Raw genomic sequence first — 16,393 nt, forward strand, 5'->3', positions numbered from 1 at the left:
CTACGCCCAAACTCACAAACGGGCGCGAAATCGGTTAGATTTCGCGCCCGTTTGTGAGTTTCGGCGTTAGAACAACAGCGTTAGAACAACTGCCAGTCTTGCGCGCCGTCGTTCTGGTCGTAGAGGCCGGTCGAGTTCTTCACCACCACCGGGTCGCCGCTGCCGAAGTTGTCGTAGAACCACTCGGCATCTTTGGCGCTGAGGTTGATGCAGCCGTGGCTGACGTTGCGAACACCTTGATCGGCGACCGACCAGGGGGCGCCGTGCACGAAGATGCCGCTGTTGTCGATGCGGACGGCATCCTTGACGTCGAGCTTGTAGCCCTGAGCAGAGGTGACCGGCACGCCGTAGGTCGACGAGTCCATCACGATGTCCTTGAACTTCTCCAGCACGTAGTAAGTGCCGTTCTTGGTCTCGTAGCCGGTCTTGCCCAGCGACACCGGGAAGGTCTTGACCAACTCACCGTTGATCATGACTTCCATCTGCTTGGTGTCGTTGTCGACGGTGGCGACCTGAGACTCCCCCACCCGGAAGCTGGACTTGGTGCCGGCGGCATCGATGTTGACGACGGTGCCCTTGGGCCAGAAGTCTTGGGGCCGCCAGCGCACCTGGGAATCGCTCAACCAGTAGAACCGGCCGGGTACGGGCGGGTTCGACGAGATGTGGATGGCGTCCTCTGCCATCTGGCGGTTGGCGATCGGCACCGCAAAGTTGATGATGATCGGCTTGGCGACGCCCACCAGTGCGCCATTGACCGGGTTGAACGTCGGCGGCCGGAACGGCGGTTCCCCGGTGAACGGCAGCGGGTTCTGTCCGGCCGCGGTGCCCGTTGTTGTGGTCGGTCCGGGTACGGCCAGCGGATCGGCCACCGGAGCCGGGACCGTCAGGTTCGGCGGGGGCGGCGGGAAGCCGAACGGATTGGCCGGCGGCGCGGGTACCGGCGGCGGTGGCACCGGGGCGGGTTCTGCGCCTGCCGGTGCCGCTGCCAGTACCAGTGACGCAACCACCCCGGCCGTACCGATCAGTGCCATCAATCTGCGACGCATACCTCAGTTCCCTCCCACTCTCAACGACCAGTGTGGCACAGCGTGTGGGCCAGCTACCGACCTGAAAATTCCCGTGAAGCCGTCCCGTTTCGGCGGTGACATCGCGGTGAACTGTGAAGATGATCGGCACCGGCGCCGGATTTGTTACCTGGATAAACCCGATCAGGGCTGGACAGCAACATCGGGACCCCCCGTCAAGCCTGGTGAGCAGCAAATCGACGGGTGCCTGCAACCCCGGCTGCCGCGGCCCGGGTATGCCAGGCTGGTCAGGTGATCGTTGCCTTCAGCATCAGCCCCACCACCGGAGACGAGACGGGCAGCGTCGGCGCGGCTGTCGCCGAGGCGGTCCGCATCGTCCGCGCTTCCGGCCTGCCCCACGAGACCAACGCGATGTTCACCAACATCGAGGGCGAATGGGATGAGGTGATGGCCGTCGTCAAGCAGGCTGTCGATGCGGTGGCCGCCGTCGCCCCGCGGGTGGGACTGGTCCTCAAGGCCGATATCCGGCCCGGCCACACCGGTCAGCTCACCGCGAAGATGGAACGCCTGGAGCGTCATCTCGACAGTCACCACGACTGACCGGCGCAGCGAGCTAGGAGCGCACCAGCCGGGCGATGGCCGCCGACGCTTCGGCGAGCTTCTTGTCGGCCTCCTCGCCGCCTTCGGCGACGGCATGCGATACGCAGTGCCCGAGGTGCTCGTCGAGCAGGCCCAGCGCCACCGATTGCAGGGCGCTGTTCACCGCGCTGATCTGGGTCAGCACATCGATGCAGTACTTGTCCTCGTCGATCATCTTCGCGATACCGCGTACCTGGCCTTCGATGCGGCGCAGCCGTTTGGCGTAGTTGTCCTTCTTCGCCGAGTAGCCGTGCGCGCCGGCTTCAGCCGCGGCGACCTCATTCGTCACTGACCACCTCCGAGCATTGCTTTCATCTGGTCGATTTCGGCCTGCTGGCCGTCGACGATGTGGTGTGCCAACTGCTTGGCGTCGACGTTGGCCCCGTTGGCCAGCTCCGCCTCGGCCATCACGATCGCGCCCTCGTGATGCGCAATCATCGATTCCAGCCACAGTTTGTCGAATTCGGGACCCTGCAGGGACTCGAGCTTGGTCATGGTGGCGGCGTCGACCATGCCTTGCATCGAGGACATGTCGTGGCCGCCGTGCCCGGCCGCGGGGTCGGAGTTCTCGTTCCACTGCACCAGGAATGCCTTCATGGTGGCGATCTCGGGTTCCTGGGCGGCTTCGATGGTCTGGGCCAGCTGGATCAGTTCGGGGTTGGTCGAACGGTCCGGGACCAGCGCCGACAACTCCAGAGCCTGTTCGTGGTGCGGCACCATCATGCTGGCGAAGTTGACGTCTTCGCTGTTGAAGGCCGCGGGCTCACCGCTGATGACGGGCGCCTGCGAGTCCTCGGCGTGACTGTGGTCGGTGTGTCCGTCGGAGGCCGGCTGCGGGCTGTTGCAGGCGGACAGGACAACGGCGGTCCCCAGGGCTGCGAGAGCCGCCAGGACACGGGTGGAGTTCCGGGTGGTCATGAGACCACCGTACCTGGTACCCCCGAGGGGTATCGAAAACGGTTCTGGTGGTAGCTCTGTCGAGGGCATACTGGCCTCATGCCCTCAGATTCCGGTCCCGATATCAAGCCCCGTAGCCGCGACGTCACCGACGGCCTCGAACGGACCGCCGCCCGCGGGATGCTGCGAGCGGTCGGGATGGGCGACGACGACTGGGCCAAGCCGCAGATCGGCGTCGGCTCGTCGTGGAACGAGATCACCCCCTGCAACATGTCGCTGCAGCGACTGGCCCAGGCCGTCAAGGCCGGCGTGCACGCCAATGGCGGCTATCCGCTGGAGTTCGGCACCATCTCGGTGTCCGACGGTATCTCGATGGGCCACGAGGGCATGCATTTCTCCCTGGTGTCACGCGAGGTGATCGCCGACAGCGTCGAGACGGTGGTGCAGGCCGAGCGCCTCGACGGCACCGTGCTGCTGGCCGGCTGCGACAAGTCGATTCCCGGCATGCTGATGGCCGCCGCCCGGCTCGACCTGGCTTCGGTGTTCCTCTACAACGGCTCGATCATGCCCGGCGTGGCCAGGATGACCGACGGGTCCGAGAGGGAAGTCACCATCATCGACGCCTTCGAGGCGGTAGGAGCCTGCTCGCGCGGGCTGATGTCGCGTGCGGACGTGGACATCATCGAGCGTGCCATCTGTCCGGGTGAGGGTGCCTGCGGCGGGATGTACACCGCCAACACCATGGCCTCAGCCGCTGAGGCGCTGGGGATGTCGTTGCCCGGCAGCGCATCTCCGGTCGCGATCGACAAGCGGCGCGACGAGTTCGCCCGCCGCTCCGGCGAGACGGTGGTCGAGATGCTGCGCCGCGGCATCACCGCCCGCGACATCCTCACCAAGGAGGCGTTCGAGAACGCGATCGCCGTGGTGATGGCGTTCGGCGGGTCCACCAACGCCGTGCTGCACCTGCTGGCGATCGCCTGGGAGGCGGGAGTCGAGCTATCGCTGGCGGACTTCACCCGCGTCGGGCAGAAGGTGCCGCACCTGGCCGACGTGAAACCCTTTGGCGCGTATGTGATGAAGCATGTCGATGAGATCGGCGGCGTACCCGTGGTGATGAAGGCGCTGCTGGATGCCGGTCTGCTGCACGGGGATTGCCTGACGGTGACGGGTGAGACGATGGCCGAGAACCTGGCCCACATCGAACCGCCGGACCCGGACGGCAAGGTGCTGCGGGCGATGAACAATCCGATCCACCCGACTGGCGGCATCACCATCTTGCACGGGTCGCTGGCTCCCGAGGGCGCGGTAGTCAAGTCGGCCGGTTTCGATTCCGACGTGTTCGAGGGCACGGCAAGGGTTTTCGAGCGGGAACGCGCCGCCCTGGATGCTCTGGAGGACGGCACGATCACCCACGGCGACGTGGTGGTCATCCGGTACGAAGGCCCCAAGGGCGGCCCCGGGATGCGCGAGATGCTGGCCATCACCGGCGCGATCAAGGGTGCCGGGCTGGGTAAGGACGTGCTGTTGATGACCGACGGCCGGTTCTCCGGTGGCACCACGGGGTTGTGTGTGGGCCACATTGCGCCCGAGGCGGTCGACGGCGGCCCGATCGCGTTTGTCAGGGATGGCGACAAGATCCGCCTCGATGTCGGCAACGGCACCCTCGACCTGCTCATCGACGCCGACGAACTCGAGTCCCGCAAGGCCGGTTTCGAGCCGCTGCCTCCGGTGTACACCACAGGCGTGCTGGCCAAGTACACCAAGCTGGTGGGGTCGGCCGCGACCGGCGCCGTCTGCAGCTGACCCCCAGCGCGCCCGCGCGCGAGGGGGCGTGTCTGTACACAACACGCCGAGGGTTTCCGCACCAATGCGTGCGCTCGCCACCACAGTTCTGAATTCATTTCTTGTGAAAGGAATTTCACGGAATTCGGGCAAAATTGCTGTCGCGAAAATGTATGCATGCCACCCTGAACTGTCGACCCAGTGCAGATGAAAGGGCAGCAACATGCGTACGCCCACGATGTCACACCGCCTCGCAGCAGAATTCATCGGAACGTTCTGGTTGGTGCTCGGCGGATGCGGCAGCGCCGTATTCGCGGCCAAATTCACCTCCGCCGACGGGGTGCACCTCGGTATCGGATTCCTCGGTGTGGCATTGGCGTTCGGCCTGACGGTGCTCACCGGCGTCTACGCGTTCGGAACCATCTCCGGAGGACATTTCAACCCCGCCGTCACCCTCGGCGCCGCACTGTCCCGGCGGGTGGAATGGTCGGCATTACCCGCCTACTGGATCAGCCAGGTGATCGGCGGGCTCGTGGCCGGGCTCGTCATCTATCTGATCGCCATGGGCCAGGAGGACTGGACGCCCACCGGAAACATGGCTGCCAACGGTTACGGCGCTCACTCGCCGGGCGGTTTCTCGCTGGCCGCGGTATTGATCGCCGAAGTCGTGCTGACGTTCATCTTCCTGCTCGTCATCCTCGGCTCGACCGATGACCGCGCGCCCAAAGGCTTTGCCGGATTGTCAATCGGTCTCACCCTGACCTTGATCCACCTGATCTCGATCCCGATCTCGAACACCTCGGTCAACCCGGCCCGCTCCACGGCGGTCGCGTTCTTCAACGGTGACGGCGCACCGATGCAACTGTGGGCGTTCTGGCTGGCACCGTTGGTGGGTGCGGCACTCGCCGGCGTCGCCTATCCCCTACTGTTCGGCACCGCCGAGGAATTGGCCGACCGCCCGGTGCGCGACGACGCACTGCCGGGTGGCACCGCCGAGGAACTCACCGGCCGGCACGGGCGTGACGACTCACTGCCGGACAGCGGCGCAAATCCCTGACCTGCAGCTAGCTCACCAGCGCCAGCGCAAATCCATCCCAGCCTTTGAGGCCGACCGTCTGAATGGCGGCGGTGTCCAGCTTGGGGTGGGCACCCATCATCGCGAGCATGTCGCGCACCGCGATCGCCTGCAGGTCATCGGCGGCGGGGTCCAGGACGCGCCCATTGCGAATGATGTTGTCCACCACGATGACTGTTCCGGGATGCCCCAGGTCGACGGCCCACTGCACATAGGCGGAGTTGTTCTCTTTGTCGGCATCGATGAACACAAGATCGAACTCCCCGCTCAGGGTGGGCAGCGAGTCCAAGGCAGCGCCGACGACGATCTGCACCCGGTCGTCAACGCCGGCCCGGGCAATGTTGGCCGCAGCGATCTCGGCATGGCGAGGCTCGTACTCCAGGGTGACGACGTGGCCTTCCGGGCCTACGGCGCGCGCCAGGCAAATGGTGCTGTAGCCGCCCAACGTGCCGATCTCGAGTACCCGCCGCGCCCCGGACATCCGGACCAGCAGACCCAGCAGCTGCGCGCTCTGCGGTGACACCTCGATGGCCGGCAGACCGGCCGCAGCACTGTCGGCCAGGGCGGCGGCGAGCACCGGATCCTCGGCCAGGACAACCCGGTTCAGCATGTCGTCGACCATGTTTGCGGTGGGCTCGCTCATGGCTTCACCGTATCCGCACACCGTACTTCGCGTACAGCACCCGCAGGACGTGGCCTACCTCCGGGCCCATCACCATCTCGGCCAGGTCGCTGAAGGTGCCGGCGAACTCCGGGCCGTGCGGCGGTGGCGTCGGTGAAAGGTGGTGAGCCATCTCGTGCAAGACGACAAGTTCACGCAGCGCCCACCGGGTGGTCTGCTCCGGGACTGCGATCACCGCGGTTGCGTCACGGATCTCGTAATGCGCTGCGCCGGCACCCCGTCGGGCCCGCACCGTCAATCCGTCCGACCCGGGCCACCGGGCCGTCACAGCAGGCAACGTCAACACCTCGTCGACATATCTCTGCACGGCCTCAACGGAACCGAAGCGCGCCTCCGGTGGCAACGTCAGCGCCGCCCCGAAGAAGTCGACGGTGCCGGAGCCGTGTTCGGCGGCCCGGTCGAACAGTGTCCGGGCAAACTCCTCGGCGCCGTAGACCTTGGAGCGCTGGCTGTCGCGCCCGGTCACCGGTCCAGCGGGGTACGCGCGCCGGGAAGCTCGGGACTGTTTCCCAGCCGGGCTCGCTTGCCGGCGCGGTCACCTGCCCGGCGAGCCGACGACGAGTACCCTGCCGAGGCGCGAGCCGCACGCCAGGTACCCCGTGCCTGCGACACGCTGCGATAGTGGTCCTGCAGTTCTATTTCCTTGTTCCGCAACACTATTTCAGTCCCGGCCGACCGCTGCTGGTCCTTGATGATCTCACGCTGCGCCTCCTCCCGGGCCTGGGTGAGGCGCTGGCCGACCCGAGCCCCGAACGCCAGCTGGAAGTTCAGCCGGGCGGTGATCGTGGCGGTGGGCCGATGGTCTCCCGTTGCGATGTAGGCATCGGAGGCCCGCACCATCTGCACCACCAGGCTGGCGTACAACGCGTGCGTGGCGTCGATGTCCTCGGCGAATCCGTAAGCGTAGACAAACGCCGAGTTGGAGGCCACATCGCAGCGGACGTCGTTGGCCGCCCCGATCACCGCGAACAGCTGCACGTAGGTGCGCAGCCCCTTGGTGCCGGGTTCGCCGATGGTGATGGTGCGCTGCGTCGGTGCCTGCGCCGCTTCCCGTTTGGCGGTGTGCGACCGTGCGACGGCCAGATCGATCGACGTCGCGGTGGCCAGCCGCTGGGCGGCGGCCATGAAGGCCTCCGCTTCATGGGTGTTGTCGGTGCCCTCGGCCTGACGCAGCAATGCCGCGATCCGGGCCAGCATCTTGTCGTCAGTCATGTGCGCACTCCGCGCCGGATAGTCATGTGCGCCAATCTAAGGAACCAGTACGACTTTTCCGTGCGCGTGCCCGGACCGCAGATAACGATGCGCCTCGGCCGCCTGCTCCAGCGGGAACACGGAGTCGACGGAGACCGTCAGCTGCCCGGCGGCGGCCAGCCTGATCAGTTCCGGACGCGCCGCATCGCGAACAGCCCGCCCGCCGTCGGCCGCGGTGAGTGCCGCGACACCCAGTTCGGCGGCTCTGCCGAATCCGGCAATGGTGGCGATTCGGGACCGGTCGGCCACCAATTCCGTTGAGACATCAAGCGCTTCGTCGGTGCCTACCAGATCCAGGGCCGCGGTGACGGTGCCGATCTGCCGCACCCGGTCGGCCAGGCCGGCACCGTAGGTGACGGGATGGGCGCCGAGGTGGCGCAGCTCATCGTGGCGTGCCGCGCTGGCGGTGCCGATGACGGTGGCGCCGCGGGCGAGCGCCAACTGGATGGCTGCCTGCCCCACTCCGCCCCCGGCGCCGTGAATCAGCACGGTGTCCTCGCTGCACACACCGGTGTTTGCCAACAGGTGCCAGGCGGTGGTTCCGGCGAGCAAAAGCCCGGCGGCTTCCTCGAACGACAACGTCGCCGGTTTGTGCCCGACATCGGCCACGTTGGCCAGGACCTGGTCGGCGTAGCCCCCACGGACACCCGTCGCGATCACTGCGTCACCGACCTGCAGCGGCCCGGTGTATCCGACAGCGGGACCACAGACCTGGGCAACGACGCCGGCGATCTCCGAACCCAATGGCATCGGCAGTGCGGCCGGGTCGTCGCCCATCTGCCCGCTGTACTGCTTGCAGTCGAAAGGGTTGGTGCCGGCGGCGCGCACCTCGATCAGTACCTGCCCGGCACCGGGCGGTGGCAGCTCGACCGGTTGCAGGGCAAGCACTTCCGGTCCGCCGTAGGCCGTTGCGAACACCCCGCGGGTCATTACGCCGATTCCCTGACAAATTTGTCGAGTGCGTCGGTCAGTTGGGGCGACAGTGGATCTTGGCTCGCATAGTTGGCGACGTTGTCGGTGGGGTCGTCACGCAGTACGTGGTTGACACCCTCGAGCTCCACCAGGGTCAGTTTGGTGTGCTCGAGCGCGGCGGCCAGCGGCTTGATATCGGCGCAGCTGGCCTGACCGTCGGAGTCCGAGCAGGTCAGCAGCACCGGGGTGCCGCCGGGGACGCTCGCTGCCAGGGCGAGCGGGTCGATGGCGTCTTGTTCGGCGACCGCTTTGACGTTGCCCGGGTTGAGGATGGCGCTCAGGCCGTCGGGCAGTTGTCCCGCGGGCAGGGTGCCGTCGTTGCGCACCTGCGCAACCGCGGCCAGCCAGGCGTTGAGCACCCCCTCGGCTTGTTCCGGTGTCTTGCTGCCCGCCTCGAGCTGGGCGGCGTTGTCCGCGCGAACCCTGCTGGTGATCAGATCCAGGTACCGCCCGGTCAACGGTTGCAGCAGCGCCAACGAGTGCACCAGCGGCGCACCTGGGTCGGTGCTGGTGGCCAGCGCCATCGCGTGGGTGGTGCCTTCGCCGAGCGCGTAGACCGAGACCCGCTCCTTGTCGGTGCCCGGTTCTCCGGCGAGGAAGCGGATGGCGGCTCCGGCGCCGGAGGTGTACACCGCACTACCCACGTCCTGCGGCCGCTCGGCATACGGTCCCAGCCCGGTGACGCCGGTGCCGATCTTGTCGTAGCGCAGGCTGGCGACGTCGTGGTCGGACAGGAAGGTGGCGAGCTGGCGCATGTTGCCGACGGGCCCGGCGACGGCGTTGTCGCCGTTGCGGTCGGTCTGTCCGCTCTCGGAGATCAACAGCGCGGCAGGTCCCGGCTGGTCCTGCGGCCGATGCCGGTAGGTGCCGTGGATGGTGAGGCCGTCGGCATCGAAGGTCACGTTGTCCTCGACCCAGCCGCCGTCACTGGCCGGCGCGCCGGCATCTGCCGGGGTCGAGCTGTCGGACGAGCACCCCACGGTGGCCACCATGAGCGCTGAAATCAGGGCTGCAGCAATTCTTTTCACAGTCGCACCTCGATCCACGACACCACGTCGTCGAGCACTTTGTCATGTTCGGGTTCGTTGAACACTTCGTGATAGAGCCCGGGATAGATCTTGAGGTGCACGTCCTCAGACGCTACGCACTCGACCAGCCGCTCGCTGCCCGAAGCCAGGACCAGCCGATCCTGCTCGCCGTGGACCGCGAGCAGTGGCTTGGTGAACGCGTTGGCCCGCGCCGGCATGGTGTCGCTCACCAGCAGCAGCGCCCGCGCCACCCCTGCGGGCACCTTTCCCTGGTGCACCAGGGGGTCGGCCCGGTAGGCGGCGACCACCTGCGGGTCACGTGAGATCCCGGTGGCATCGAGTTCCTGGACGGGGACGCCCGGCAGCACCGCGCCGACAAGTTTGCCGACGGTCGCCAGCAGTGGCGACACTGCCGCCGCCGCGGCGATCGCCGGGCCGGACAGCACCATCAGGTCGTAGTCCCCCTGGTTTTCGGCACCGTAGGTGAAGACGATCGCGCCACCCATGCTGTGCCCGAGCACGATCACCGGCAGGTCCGGATGCTCGCCGCGGGCGATCCCGACGAGTGTGCCGAAGTCGGCGGTGTACTCGGCCATGTTCTTCAGGAAGACACGTTTACCTGCGGAGCGTCCGTGGCCGCGGTGGTCCAGGGCGTAGGTGATCAACCCGGCGTCGCCGAACCGCTGGGTCACGTGGTCGTAGCGGCGGGCATGCTCACCGAAACCGTGGGCCAGCACCACCACCGCCCGAGCGGCTCCGTCCGGGGTCCAGGTGTCGTACACGATGTTCACGGCGTCGACGCCGCTGAAGCTGCGCTCCGTCCGGGTAGTGGCCATCTGGGCAGCGTAGCGGCGCGACCCCTCCTGGATTTTCAGGGCCGGTGAGATTCTCAGGGCAGCTGGAATTGTCAGAGCAGGTGAGTAAGGTCGTCTCCGTGAGCGTGCCGGCGCAGCCTTTGGGCGACAGCAGCACGGCCGGGCGGGATGCCTTCCTGGCCGACGCGCAGCGCTACCGCCGCGAACTGTTGGCGCATTGCTACCGGATGACGGGGTCTCTGCACGATGCCGAGGACCTGGTGCAGGAGACCTATCTTCGAGCTTGGAAGGCTTTCGACCGGTTCGAAGGCAAATCCTCGATCCGGACTTGGCTGCATCGCATCGCCACCAATACCTGTTTGACGGCATTGGAAGGCAAGCAGCGGCGGCCGCTGCCCTCCGGGCTCGGTGGACCCGCTTCCGACCCCGCCGATGAGCTCAACTCCCGCGCCGAGGTGCCCTGGCTGGAACCCCTGCCCGACTCCCCGTCCGACGACCGCGCCGACCCGTCGGTGATAGTCGATTCGCGCGAATCAGTACGGTTGGCATTCATCGCGGCCCTGCAGCATCTGTCGCCGCGGCAACGGGCGGTACTGGTGTTGCGCGATGTGCTGCAGTGGAAGGCCGCCGAGGTTGCCGCCGCGCTGGAGACCAGTACCGCCGCCGTCAACAGCCTGTTGCAGCGGGCACGGGTGCAGCTCGACCAGGTCGGCCCCAGCCAGGACGACAGGATCGAGATTCCGGAGTCGCCGGCGGCCCGGGATCTACTGGACCGCTACATCGACGCGTTCCAGTCCTACGACATGGACAAGTTGGTGCAGCTGTTCACGGTGGACGCCGTGTGGGAGATGCCACCGTTCGACAGCTGGTACGTCGGGCCCGAGGCCATAGTGGCGCTGTCGCGGGACAAGTGCCCGGCCGAGAAACCCGGCGATATGGTTTTGGTCCGCACCACCGCAAACGGGCAGCCCGCCGCGGCGATGTACATGCGCTCACCCGGGCCGGACGGCGACCGGCACCTTCCGTTCCAGCTACATGTCCTCGACGTCAAGCCCGACGGTATCTCCCGCGTCGTCGCGTTCCTGGATACCTCGGTGTTCCCGAAGTTCGGACTCCCCGAGCACCTCTGAGTTCGGTGGGGTCACCGCTGACCCGGCGGTATTCCCCGGTCGCTCCATGCGCCCCTGAGACAACAGCAACAAGAGGCTCTGAAGCCAGAAATCTGCATGTCACGTTGTCTTTCGCCATTCCAATTGAAACGTGTTCCAGAACGTGACTATGATCACCCGCATGAAGACCAAGGGCGCACTGCTGTGGGAGCTGAACACTCCCTTCCGCATCGACGAGATCGATCTCGGCGACCCCGTGGACGACGAAGTGCAGATCCAGATGCATGCCGCGGGCATGTGCCACTCCGATTACCACCTGACCACCGGCGCGACGCCGATCGCGCTGCCCGCACTGGGCGGGCACGAGGGTGCCGGCGTCATCACCAAGGTCGGCAAGAACGTCACCGGCTTGCAGGAGGGCGACCATGTCATCCTGGCGTTCATCCCCGCCTGCGGCGAATGTCCGCCCTGCTTGAGGGGCCACCGGTCGCTGTGTGACCGTGGCGCGTTGCTGCTCGGAGGTAAGGCGATCGCCGACGGCACGAACCGTATCTACGCCGGTTCGCGCGAGGTGTCGCCGATGAATCTGCTCGGGACGTTTGCGCCGTACATGACGGTGCACAAGGATTCCGTCGTCAAGATCGACAACGACATCCCGTTCGAGACGGCGGCCATCATGGGCTGCGCGCTGCCCACCGGTTTCGGCTCGGCCACCAATGTCGCCGAGGTCCAACCCGGCGAGACGGTGATCATCGTCGGGGTCGGAGGCATCGGGATGAGCGCGCTGCAGGGCGCGGTGATCTCGGGCGCCAAGAATGTGATCGCCATCGACCCGGTGGAGTTCAAGCGCGACCAGGCCATCAAGTTCGGCGCCACCCACGTCTATCCGAGCATGGCCGAGGCCATCGCGCCGATCATGGAGCTCACCTACGGGATCATGGCGCAGAAGACCATCATCGCGGTCGGTGAGATGCGTGGCGAGATGGTCGAGGAGGCCATGACGCTGACGGCCAAGACCGGGACCTGTGTGGTGACCGGCATGGGTTCGATTTACGACGTCGACGTCAAGCTCAATCTGTTCCTGTTCACGATGCTGCAGAAGACGTTGAAGGGCAACATCTTCGGTGGAGGCAACAGTCATGTCGAGACCCCGAGGCTGACGGGCCTGTACAAGGCCGGGCTGCTGCAGGTCGACGAGATGGTGACCGCCACCTACCGGCTGGAGGACATCAACCAGGGCTACCAGGACATGTTGGACGGCAAGAACATCCGTGGCGTCGTCACGTTCGACGAATCAGACTGGTAGCTCAGGACAGTCGCCCCAGGACGGTGCTCGTCCACCGGTCGAGCACCTGCAGGTCCGGAGCATCCACCCCGTCGAACACCACCGAGCGGACCAGTTCGGCGTGCCCGGGGGCGGCCTTGCGTAGCGCGGCCCGGCCGGCCGGGCTCAGCGACATGGTGGCCCCGCGGCGGTCGTCGTCGCTGCCGACGCGCTCGATCAATCCCCGATCGCGCATCCGGCGCAGCTGGTGGCTCAGGCGGCTCTGCTCCCACTCCAGCTTCTCGCTCAGCTCGAACACCCGCAGCGGCCCACGTTCGGCGAGCGCCACCAGGATGTCGTAGTCGCCGAGCGAGATGCCGCAGTCAGCGTGCAGCTGCCGGTTCATCGCCCGTTGCAGGCCGCTCACCATGGCCAAGTAGGTCCGCCACACCTGTTGCTGGTCGTCGGTCAACCACATGTCGGCAGCCTACCGGAATACATGACACGTCATCCATGTTGTGGGCATCAGCGCCACCACCTAGGCTGGCGATCACGCCACGAGGAGTGCTGATGACCACTGCAACCGCCGTAGATATCCGGCGTGCCGAGGACCGCGCGAAGACCAAGATCGCCTGGCTGGATTCGAAGCACTCCTTCTCCTTCGGCCACCACTACGATCCGGGCAACACCCATCACGGCCTGCTGCTGGTGAACAACGACGATATCGTCAAGCCGGGCAGCGGTTTTGACACGCACCCGCATCGGGACATGGAGATCGTGACCTGGGTGATGCACGGCTCACTGGTGCATCAAGACTCCACCGGACACTCCGGCGTCATCTACCCCGGTCTGGCACAACGGATGTCGGCGGGCAAGGGCATCATGCACTCCGAGAAGAACGATTCGTGGCGCCTCACCGGCGGTGAGAGTCACAGTGAACCAGTCCATTTCGTTCAGATGTGGGTAGTGCCCGACGAGTCGGGTATCACGCCCGGATACCAGCAGCTCGAGATCGACGACGAACTGCTGCGCGGCAAGCTGGTGACCATCGCCTCCGGCATGCCCGAGCATCGGGGTGAGACCGCCATCAGCATCGCCAACAAGTACGCGGCGCTGCACGGCGCCCGGCTGCAGGCCGGCGAGTCCGTACAACTGCCCGAGGCGCCCTACCTGCACCTGTTCGTCCCACGCGGCGAGGTCACCCTGGAAGGGGCGGGCCCACTGAGCGAAGGTGACGCCGTGCGGTTCACCGCCACCGGTGGCCAACGGGTCACCGCCACCGAGGCCGCCGAGATCCTCGTATGGGAGATGCATGCCGGACTGGCCGGTTAAGACAGCGAGCATGGCCGCGATCCTGATGGTCGCGGCCTGCTCGAGTCCTGCCCCCGCGCCCACCGACACCGCTACCGCCACCAGCGAGGCGCCGCCGCCGACAACGGCAGCACCGCTTGCCGAGCTGTCCGAAGTCACCGTCGAGGTACCCGATGGACTCGACGGCGCCCCCTTCGACACCGCACGTCAGGCGCTGGTGCCGCCGGGCTGGTCGATGTCGGTGTGGGCCAGGGTGCCCAAGGCCCGGCTGGCCCAGTGGATGCCCGACAACACCCTGCTGATCTCGGTACCGGCTGCGGGCGAGGTCGTCAGACTCACCCCGGATGGGGACACCGCCGAGTCCAGTGTGCTGCTCGACGGCCTGGAGCAGCCGCACGGGCTGGCGTTCTGGCAGGACACGCTCTACATCGCCGAAAGCGACCAGGTCAACGCCTACAGCTACCGCAACGGCCAGGTCGGTGAACCTCGTGTTGTCGCACCCGACCTACCGGATGCCAAGAGCCCGGAGCTGCGCGGCGCCTACTCGCACGCACTCAAGAGCGTCGCGGTCGGGCCCGACGGATCGGTGTATTTCTCGATCGGTTCCACGGGAAACATCTCGGCCGAGGATCGCGACGCCACTCCCCCGCGCGCGACGGTGATGAGGGTCGCCCCCGGCGGCGGGCCCGCCGAACCGTACGCCACCGGAGTGCGTAACGGCACCGGGCTGGCGATCGCCCCCGACGGTTCGCTGTGGACCGCCAACAACGGCCGCGACAACATCGCCCGGCCCAGCGATGGCCGAGTGGTGCAGGAGTTTGTCAACGACAACCCGCCGGAGCAGTTCGCGAAGCTGACCGAGGGTCGCGAATTGGGCTGGCCCTACTGCAATCCCGAGGGCGGACCGGCAAATCTACCGATGGTCGCCGATGTGCAGACCAACCCCGACGGAACCGCCATGGATTGTGCGGCCCTGCCCCCGATCGAGCAGAGCTTCGGCGCACACTCCGCGCCGCTGGGGCTGTCCTTCACCGACGGCGCACTCCCGGCCCCCTACCGCAGCGGCGCGCTGGTGGGCGTCCACGGCTCCTGGAACAGGACCCCGCCGCGGGCTCCCGAGGTGTCGTTCTTTCCCTGGCAGGGTGACACTTTGGGTGATCAGCAGACGTTGATCGGCGGATTCCAGGCCGAGGACGGATCACGCTGGGGCCGCCCGGTCGCCGCGGTGAGCGGTCCCGATGGTGCGGTGTACGTCACCGACGATGACGCGGGTGCGGTGTACCGGCTGGCACCACCGGCCTGATTCGGCAAAGCCCAACCGGGCGAACGTGATTGCGGCGGCGTCAAACCGTCATCCCATTGTTACCAAAGTTGACAGTGTTTCAGATGTGGTTATCGTGTTGCTTGACGTATGCATCGTGCGCGCCGAAAGGTCAACCGTGAGAACCGCTATCGCTGTGGCCCGGCGCACCACTGCTGCTGTCGTGGCCGTGCTGCTGTGCTCGGCCCTGGCGGCCACCTCGGGCCAGCCCGTCGCCCGGGCCAGCGGCAAAGAGGCCCTGGCAAACGCCATCGCGAACACTCAGGGCTCATATCTGGTCTACAGCTTCGGAGGCGGACACCCGGCTCCGATGCTCAATGCGGCCGGCCATTGGTACGAAATGGACAATGGCGGGCTCCTGATGATCATCAAGTCCGCCGCGCAACGCCTGGCACCACGATTGCTGGTCGATACCCACACCGGATACCAGGCCCGATGCGAGCGCACGCCGGGCGCACGCACCTCCGAGGGGCTGTGGCAGGCCTCAGAGATCTACACCCCGGTCGCGGCCTGGCAGGCGCTCGGCCAGCCCACCATTGCCGTGAATGCCAACTTCTTCGACATCCGGGGACAGACCGGTGGTTCGTGGAAGAACACCGGTTGCAGCTCGCCGCTGGGCGCCTATGTCGACAACACCCGCGGGCAAGGCAAGACCAACATGGCCGTCACGGGCACCATCCCCTACGCCGGCAAGCAGGGCCTGTCCGGCGGTGACGAGAAGTGGACGGCGTTGTCCACCATGATCCTTCCGGCCGGTGGGGCGCCCTATGTGATCTCCCCGAAGTCGACCGACGACTACAACGCCGCCGGGCCCGCGATCGAGCGCATGGTCAACGAGGGTGCGCGATTTGTCGCCGTCGCCGGGCTCGGCCTCTTGGCTCCGGGTGACACCGGTCAGCTCAACGACCCGGGGCCGTCGGCAGCCCGCACCGCGATCGCCTACTCGAACACCAAAGACGAGATGTACGTGTTCCAAGGCGGCACCTACACCCCCGATCAGATCCAGGATCTGTTCCGCGCCTTGGGAAGCGACCACGCAGTACTGCTCGACGGAGGCGGCTCGTCGGCCATCGTGTTGCGCCGTGACACCGGTGGCATGTGGGCCGGTGCAGGTGTACCCCGCGGGTCGTGTGACACCTATCAGGTGCTCTGCGACTCACGCGAACGCGCACTACCTAGCTGGTTGGCTTTCAACTGATCTCACGGGCCAGGCCGGCCCCGC

General features: G+C 66.6%; 18 protein-coding genes. 8 read left to right on the forward strand and 10 right to left on the reverse strand.

From position 1 onward, the window contains the following. Nucleotides 1-80: 80 nt before the first annotated feature. Nucleotides 81-1,046 (reverse strand): L,D-transpeptidase, encoded by a 966-nt coding sequence (locus WBB07_RS11940; RefSeq protein WP_526307881.1) that lies wholly within the window; start codon nucleotides 1,044-1,046, stop codon nucleotides 81-83. A gap of 270 nt (nucleotides 1,047-1,316) precedes the next feature. Between WBB07_RS11940 and WBB07_RS11945 the strand changes: the two genes are divergently transcribed. After that, nucleotides 1,317-1,625 (forward strand): thiamine-binding protein, encoded by a 309-nt coding sequence (locus WBB07_RS11945; RefSeq protein ID WP_526307929.1) that lies wholly within the window; start codon nucleotides 1,317-1,319, stop codon nucleotides 1,623-1,625. A 13-nt stretch (nucleotides 1,626-1,638) separates the two neighbouring features. Here the strand turns inward: WBB07_RS11945 and ricR are convergent, their stop codons facing one another. Together ricR and WBB07_RS11955 are read right to left on the reverse strand one after the other, a co-directional pair. Next, entirely contained in the window at nucleotides 1,639-1,953 is a 315-nt protein-coding gene (ricR, locus tag WBB07_RS11950) for a copper-sensing transcriptional repressor RicR (RefSeq protein WP_526307883.1), read from the reverse strand. Then, on the reverse strand, nucleotides 1,950-2,582 hold the full coding sequence (locus tag WBB07_RS11955; RefSeq protein ID WP_526307885.1) for a DUF305 domain-containing protein: 633 nt from the start codon (nucleotides 2,580-2,582) through the stop codon (nucleotides 1,950-1,952). The genes ricR and WBB07_RS11955 overlap by 4 nt, the downstream gene beginning before the upstream one ends. 78 nt (nucleotides 2,583-2,660) lie before the next feature. Here WBB07_RS11955 and ilvD point away from each other — a divergent pair, with 78 nt between their 5' ends. After that, nucleotides 2,661-4,364, forward strand: a complete 1,704-nt coding sequence (ilvD, locus tag WBB07_RS11960; RefSeq protein ID WP_526307887.1) for a dihydroxy-acid dehydratase — start codon at nucleotides 2,661-2,663, stop codon at nucleotides 4,362-4,364. A 202-nt stretch (nucleotides 4,365-4,566) separates the two neighbouring features. Continuing rightward, nucleotides 4,567-5,400 (forward strand): aquaporin Z, encoded by an 834-nt coding sequence (gene aqpZ / locus WBB07_RS11965; protein WP_526307889.1) that lies wholly within the window; start codon nucleotides 4,567-4,569, stop codon nucleotides 5,398-5,400. A 7-nt stretch (nucleotides 5,401-5,407) separates the two neighbouring features. Here aqpZ and WBB07_RS11970 read toward each other — a convergent pair whose 3' ends face one another. The 6 genes from WBB07_RS11970 to WBB07_RS11995 are packed head-to-tail and all read right to left on the reverse strand — an operon-like array spanning nucleotide 5,408 to nucleotide 10,187. Next, nucleotides 5,408-6,061 carry an O-methyltransferase gene (locus WBB07_RS11970; protein ID WP_526307891.1) on the reverse strand — a complete coding sequence of 218 codons (654 nt, stop codon included), beginning with the start codon at nucleotides 6,059-6,061 and terminating at the stop codon, nucleotides 5,408-5,410. Between the two features lie 4 nt (nucleotides 6,062-6,065). Next, nucleotides 6,066-6,566 carry a TIGR04338 family metallohydrolase gene (locus WBB07_RS11975; RefSeq protein WP_526307893.1) on the reverse strand — a complete coding sequence of 167 codons (501 nt, stop codon included), beginning with the start codon at nucleotides 6,564-6,566 and terminating at the stop codon, nucleotides 6,066-6,068. Then, on the reverse strand, nucleotides 6,563-7,312 hold the full coding sequence (locus WBB07_RS11980) for a DUF2786 domain-containing protein (RefSeq protein WP_526307895.1): 750 nt from the start codon (nucleotides 7,310-7,312) through the stop codon (nucleotides 6,563-6,565). Before WBB07_RS11980 ends, WBB07_RS11975 begins: the two co-directional genes overlap by 4 nt. Before the next feature lie 36 nt (nucleotides 7,313-7,348). Next, nucleotides 7,349-8,281, reverse strand: a complete 933-nt coding sequence (locus WBB07_RS11985) for an NADP-dependent oxidoreductase (RefSeq protein WP_526307897.1) — start codon at nucleotides 8,279-8,281, stop codon at nucleotides 7,349-7,351. Next, on the reverse strand, nucleotides 8,281-9,315 hold the full coding sequence (locus WBB07_RS11990; protein WP_526307931.1) for a hypothetical protein: 1,035 nt from the start codon (nucleotides 9,313-9,315) through the stop codon (nucleotides 8,281-8,283). Before WBB07_RS11990 ends, WBB07_RS11985 begins: the two co-directional genes overlap by 1 nt. Nucleotides 9,316-9,347: 32 nt before the next feature. Next, on the reverse strand, nucleotides 9,348-10,187 hold the full coding sequence (locus WBB07_RS11995) for an alpha/beta hydrolase (protein ID WP_526307899.1): 840 nt from the start codon (nucleotides 10,185-10,187) through the stop codon (nucleotides 9,348-9,350). Nucleotides 10,188-10,255: 68 nt separating this feature from the next. Between WBB07_RS11995 and WBB07_RS12000 the strand changes: the two genes are divergently transcribed. Then, nucleotides 10,256-11,296: an RNA polymerase subunit sigma-70 gene (locus WBB07_RS12000; protein ID WP_526307933.1), complete on the forward strand. Its 1,041-nt coding sequence runs from the start codon at nucleotides 10,256-10,258 to the stop codon at nucleotides 11,294-11,296. Between the two features lie 160 nt (nucleotides 11,297-11,456). Next, nucleotides 11,457-12,581, forward strand: a complete 1,125-nt coding sequence (locus WBB07_RS12005; protein WP_526307901.1) for an NDMA-dependent alcohol dehydrogenase — start codon at nucleotides 11,457-11,459, stop codon at nucleotides 12,579-12,581. 1 nt (nucleotide 12,582) lies between these two features. Here WBB07_RS12005 and WBB07_RS12010 read toward each other — a convergent pair whose 3' ends face one another. Beyond that, a complete protein-coding gene (locus WBB07_RS12010) occupies nucleotides 12,583-13,017 on the reverse strand; it encodes a MarR family winged helix-turn-helix transcriptional regulator (protein ID WP_526307903.1) in 435 nt (144 codons plus the stop codon). 92 nt (nucleotides 13,018-13,109) lie between these two features. Here WBB07_RS12010 and WBB07_RS12015 point away from each other — a divergent pair, with 92 nt between their 5' ends. The 3 genes from WBB07_RS12015 to WBB07_RS12025 all read left to right on the forward strand — a co-directional run bounded on the left by WBB07_RS12015 (nucleotide 13,110) and on the right by WBB07_RS12025 (nucleotide 16,369). Further along, nucleotides 13,110-13,871 carry a pirin family protein gene (locus WBB07_RS12015; protein ID WP_526307905.1) on the forward strand — a complete coding sequence of 254 codons (762 nt, stop codon included), beginning with the start codon at nucleotides 13,110-13,112 and terminating at the stop codon, nucleotides 13,869-13,871. A gap of 10 nt (nucleotides 13,872-13,881) precedes the next feature. After that, nucleotides 13,882-15,153, forward strand: coding sequence for a PQQ-dependent sugar dehydrogenase (locus tag WBB07_RS12020; RefSeq protein WP_526307907.1), 1,272 nt, complete (start codon nucleotides 13,882-13,884; stop codon nucleotides 15,151-15,153). A 112-nt stretch (nucleotides 15,154-15,265) separates the two neighbouring features. Beyond that, a complete protein-coding gene (locus tag WBB07_RS12025; protein ID WP_526307935.1) occupies nucleotides 15,266-16,369 on the forward strand; it encodes a phosphodiester glycosidase family protein in 1,104 nt (367 codons plus the stop codon). Nucleotides 16,370-16,393: the final 24 nt, after the last annotated feature.

Origin of the sequence: Mycobacterium sp. (assembly GCF_049647605.1) — a bacterium.
GTDB lineage: Bacteria > Actinomycetota > Actinomycetes > Mycobacteriales > Mycobacteriaceae > Mycobacterium.

Bases quoted from the DNA above. Each gene is read 5' to 3' on its own strand.
- WBB07_RS11995 (WP_526307899.1), bottom strand. From the start codon at position 10,187: ATGGCCACTACCCGGACGGAGCGCAGCTTCAGCGGCGTCGACGCCGTG.
- WBB07_RS12015 (WP_526307905.1), top strand. From the start codon at position 13,110: ATGACCACTGCAACCGCCGTAGATATCCGGCGTGCCGAGGACCGCGCG.
- WBB07_RS11985 (WP_526307897.1), bottom strand. From the start codon at position 8,281: ATGACCCGCGGGGTGTTCGCAACGGCCTACGGCGGACCGGAAGTGCTT.
- WBB07_RS12005 (WP_526307901.1), top strand. From the start codon at position 11,457: ATGAAGACCAAGGGCGCACTGCTGTGGGAGCTGAACACTCCCTTCCGC.
- ilvD (WP_526307887.1), top strand. From the start codon at position 2,661: ATGCCCTCAGATTCCGGTCCCGATATCAAGCCCCGTAGCCGCGACGTC.
- WBB07_RS11970 (WP_526307891.1), bottom strand. From the start codon at position 6,061: ATGAGCGAGCCCACCGCAAACATGGTCGACGACATGCTGAACCGGGTT.
- WBB07_RS11940 (WP_526307881.1), bottom strand. From the start codon at position 1,046: ATGCGTCGCAGATTGATGGCACTGATCGGTACGGCCGGGGTGGTTGCG.
- WBB07_RS12010 (WP_526307903.1), bottom strand. From the start codon at position 13,017: ATGTGGTTGACCGACGACCAGCAACAGGTGTGGCGGACCTACTTGGCC.
- aqpZ (WP_526307889.1), top strand. From the start codon at position 4,567: ATGCGTACGCCCACGATGTCACACCGCCTCGCAGCAGAATTCATCGGA.
- WBB07_RS11980 (WP_526307895.1), bottom strand. From the start codon at position 7,312: ATGACTGACGACAAGATGCTGGCCCGGATCGCGGCATTGCTGCGTCAG.
- WBB07_RS11990 (WP_526307931.1), bottom strand. From the start codon at position 9,315: ATGGTGGCCACCGTGGGGTGCTCGTCCGACAGCTCGACCCCGGCAGAT.
- WBB07_RS11955 (WP_526307885.1), bottom strand. From the start codon at position 2,582: ATGACCACCCGGAACTCCACCCGTGTCCTGGCGGCTCTCGCAGCCCTG.
- WBB07_RS12020 (WP_526307907.1), top strand. From the start codon at position 13,882: ATGGCCGCGATCCTGATGGTCGCGGCCTGCTCGAGTCCTGCCCCCGCG.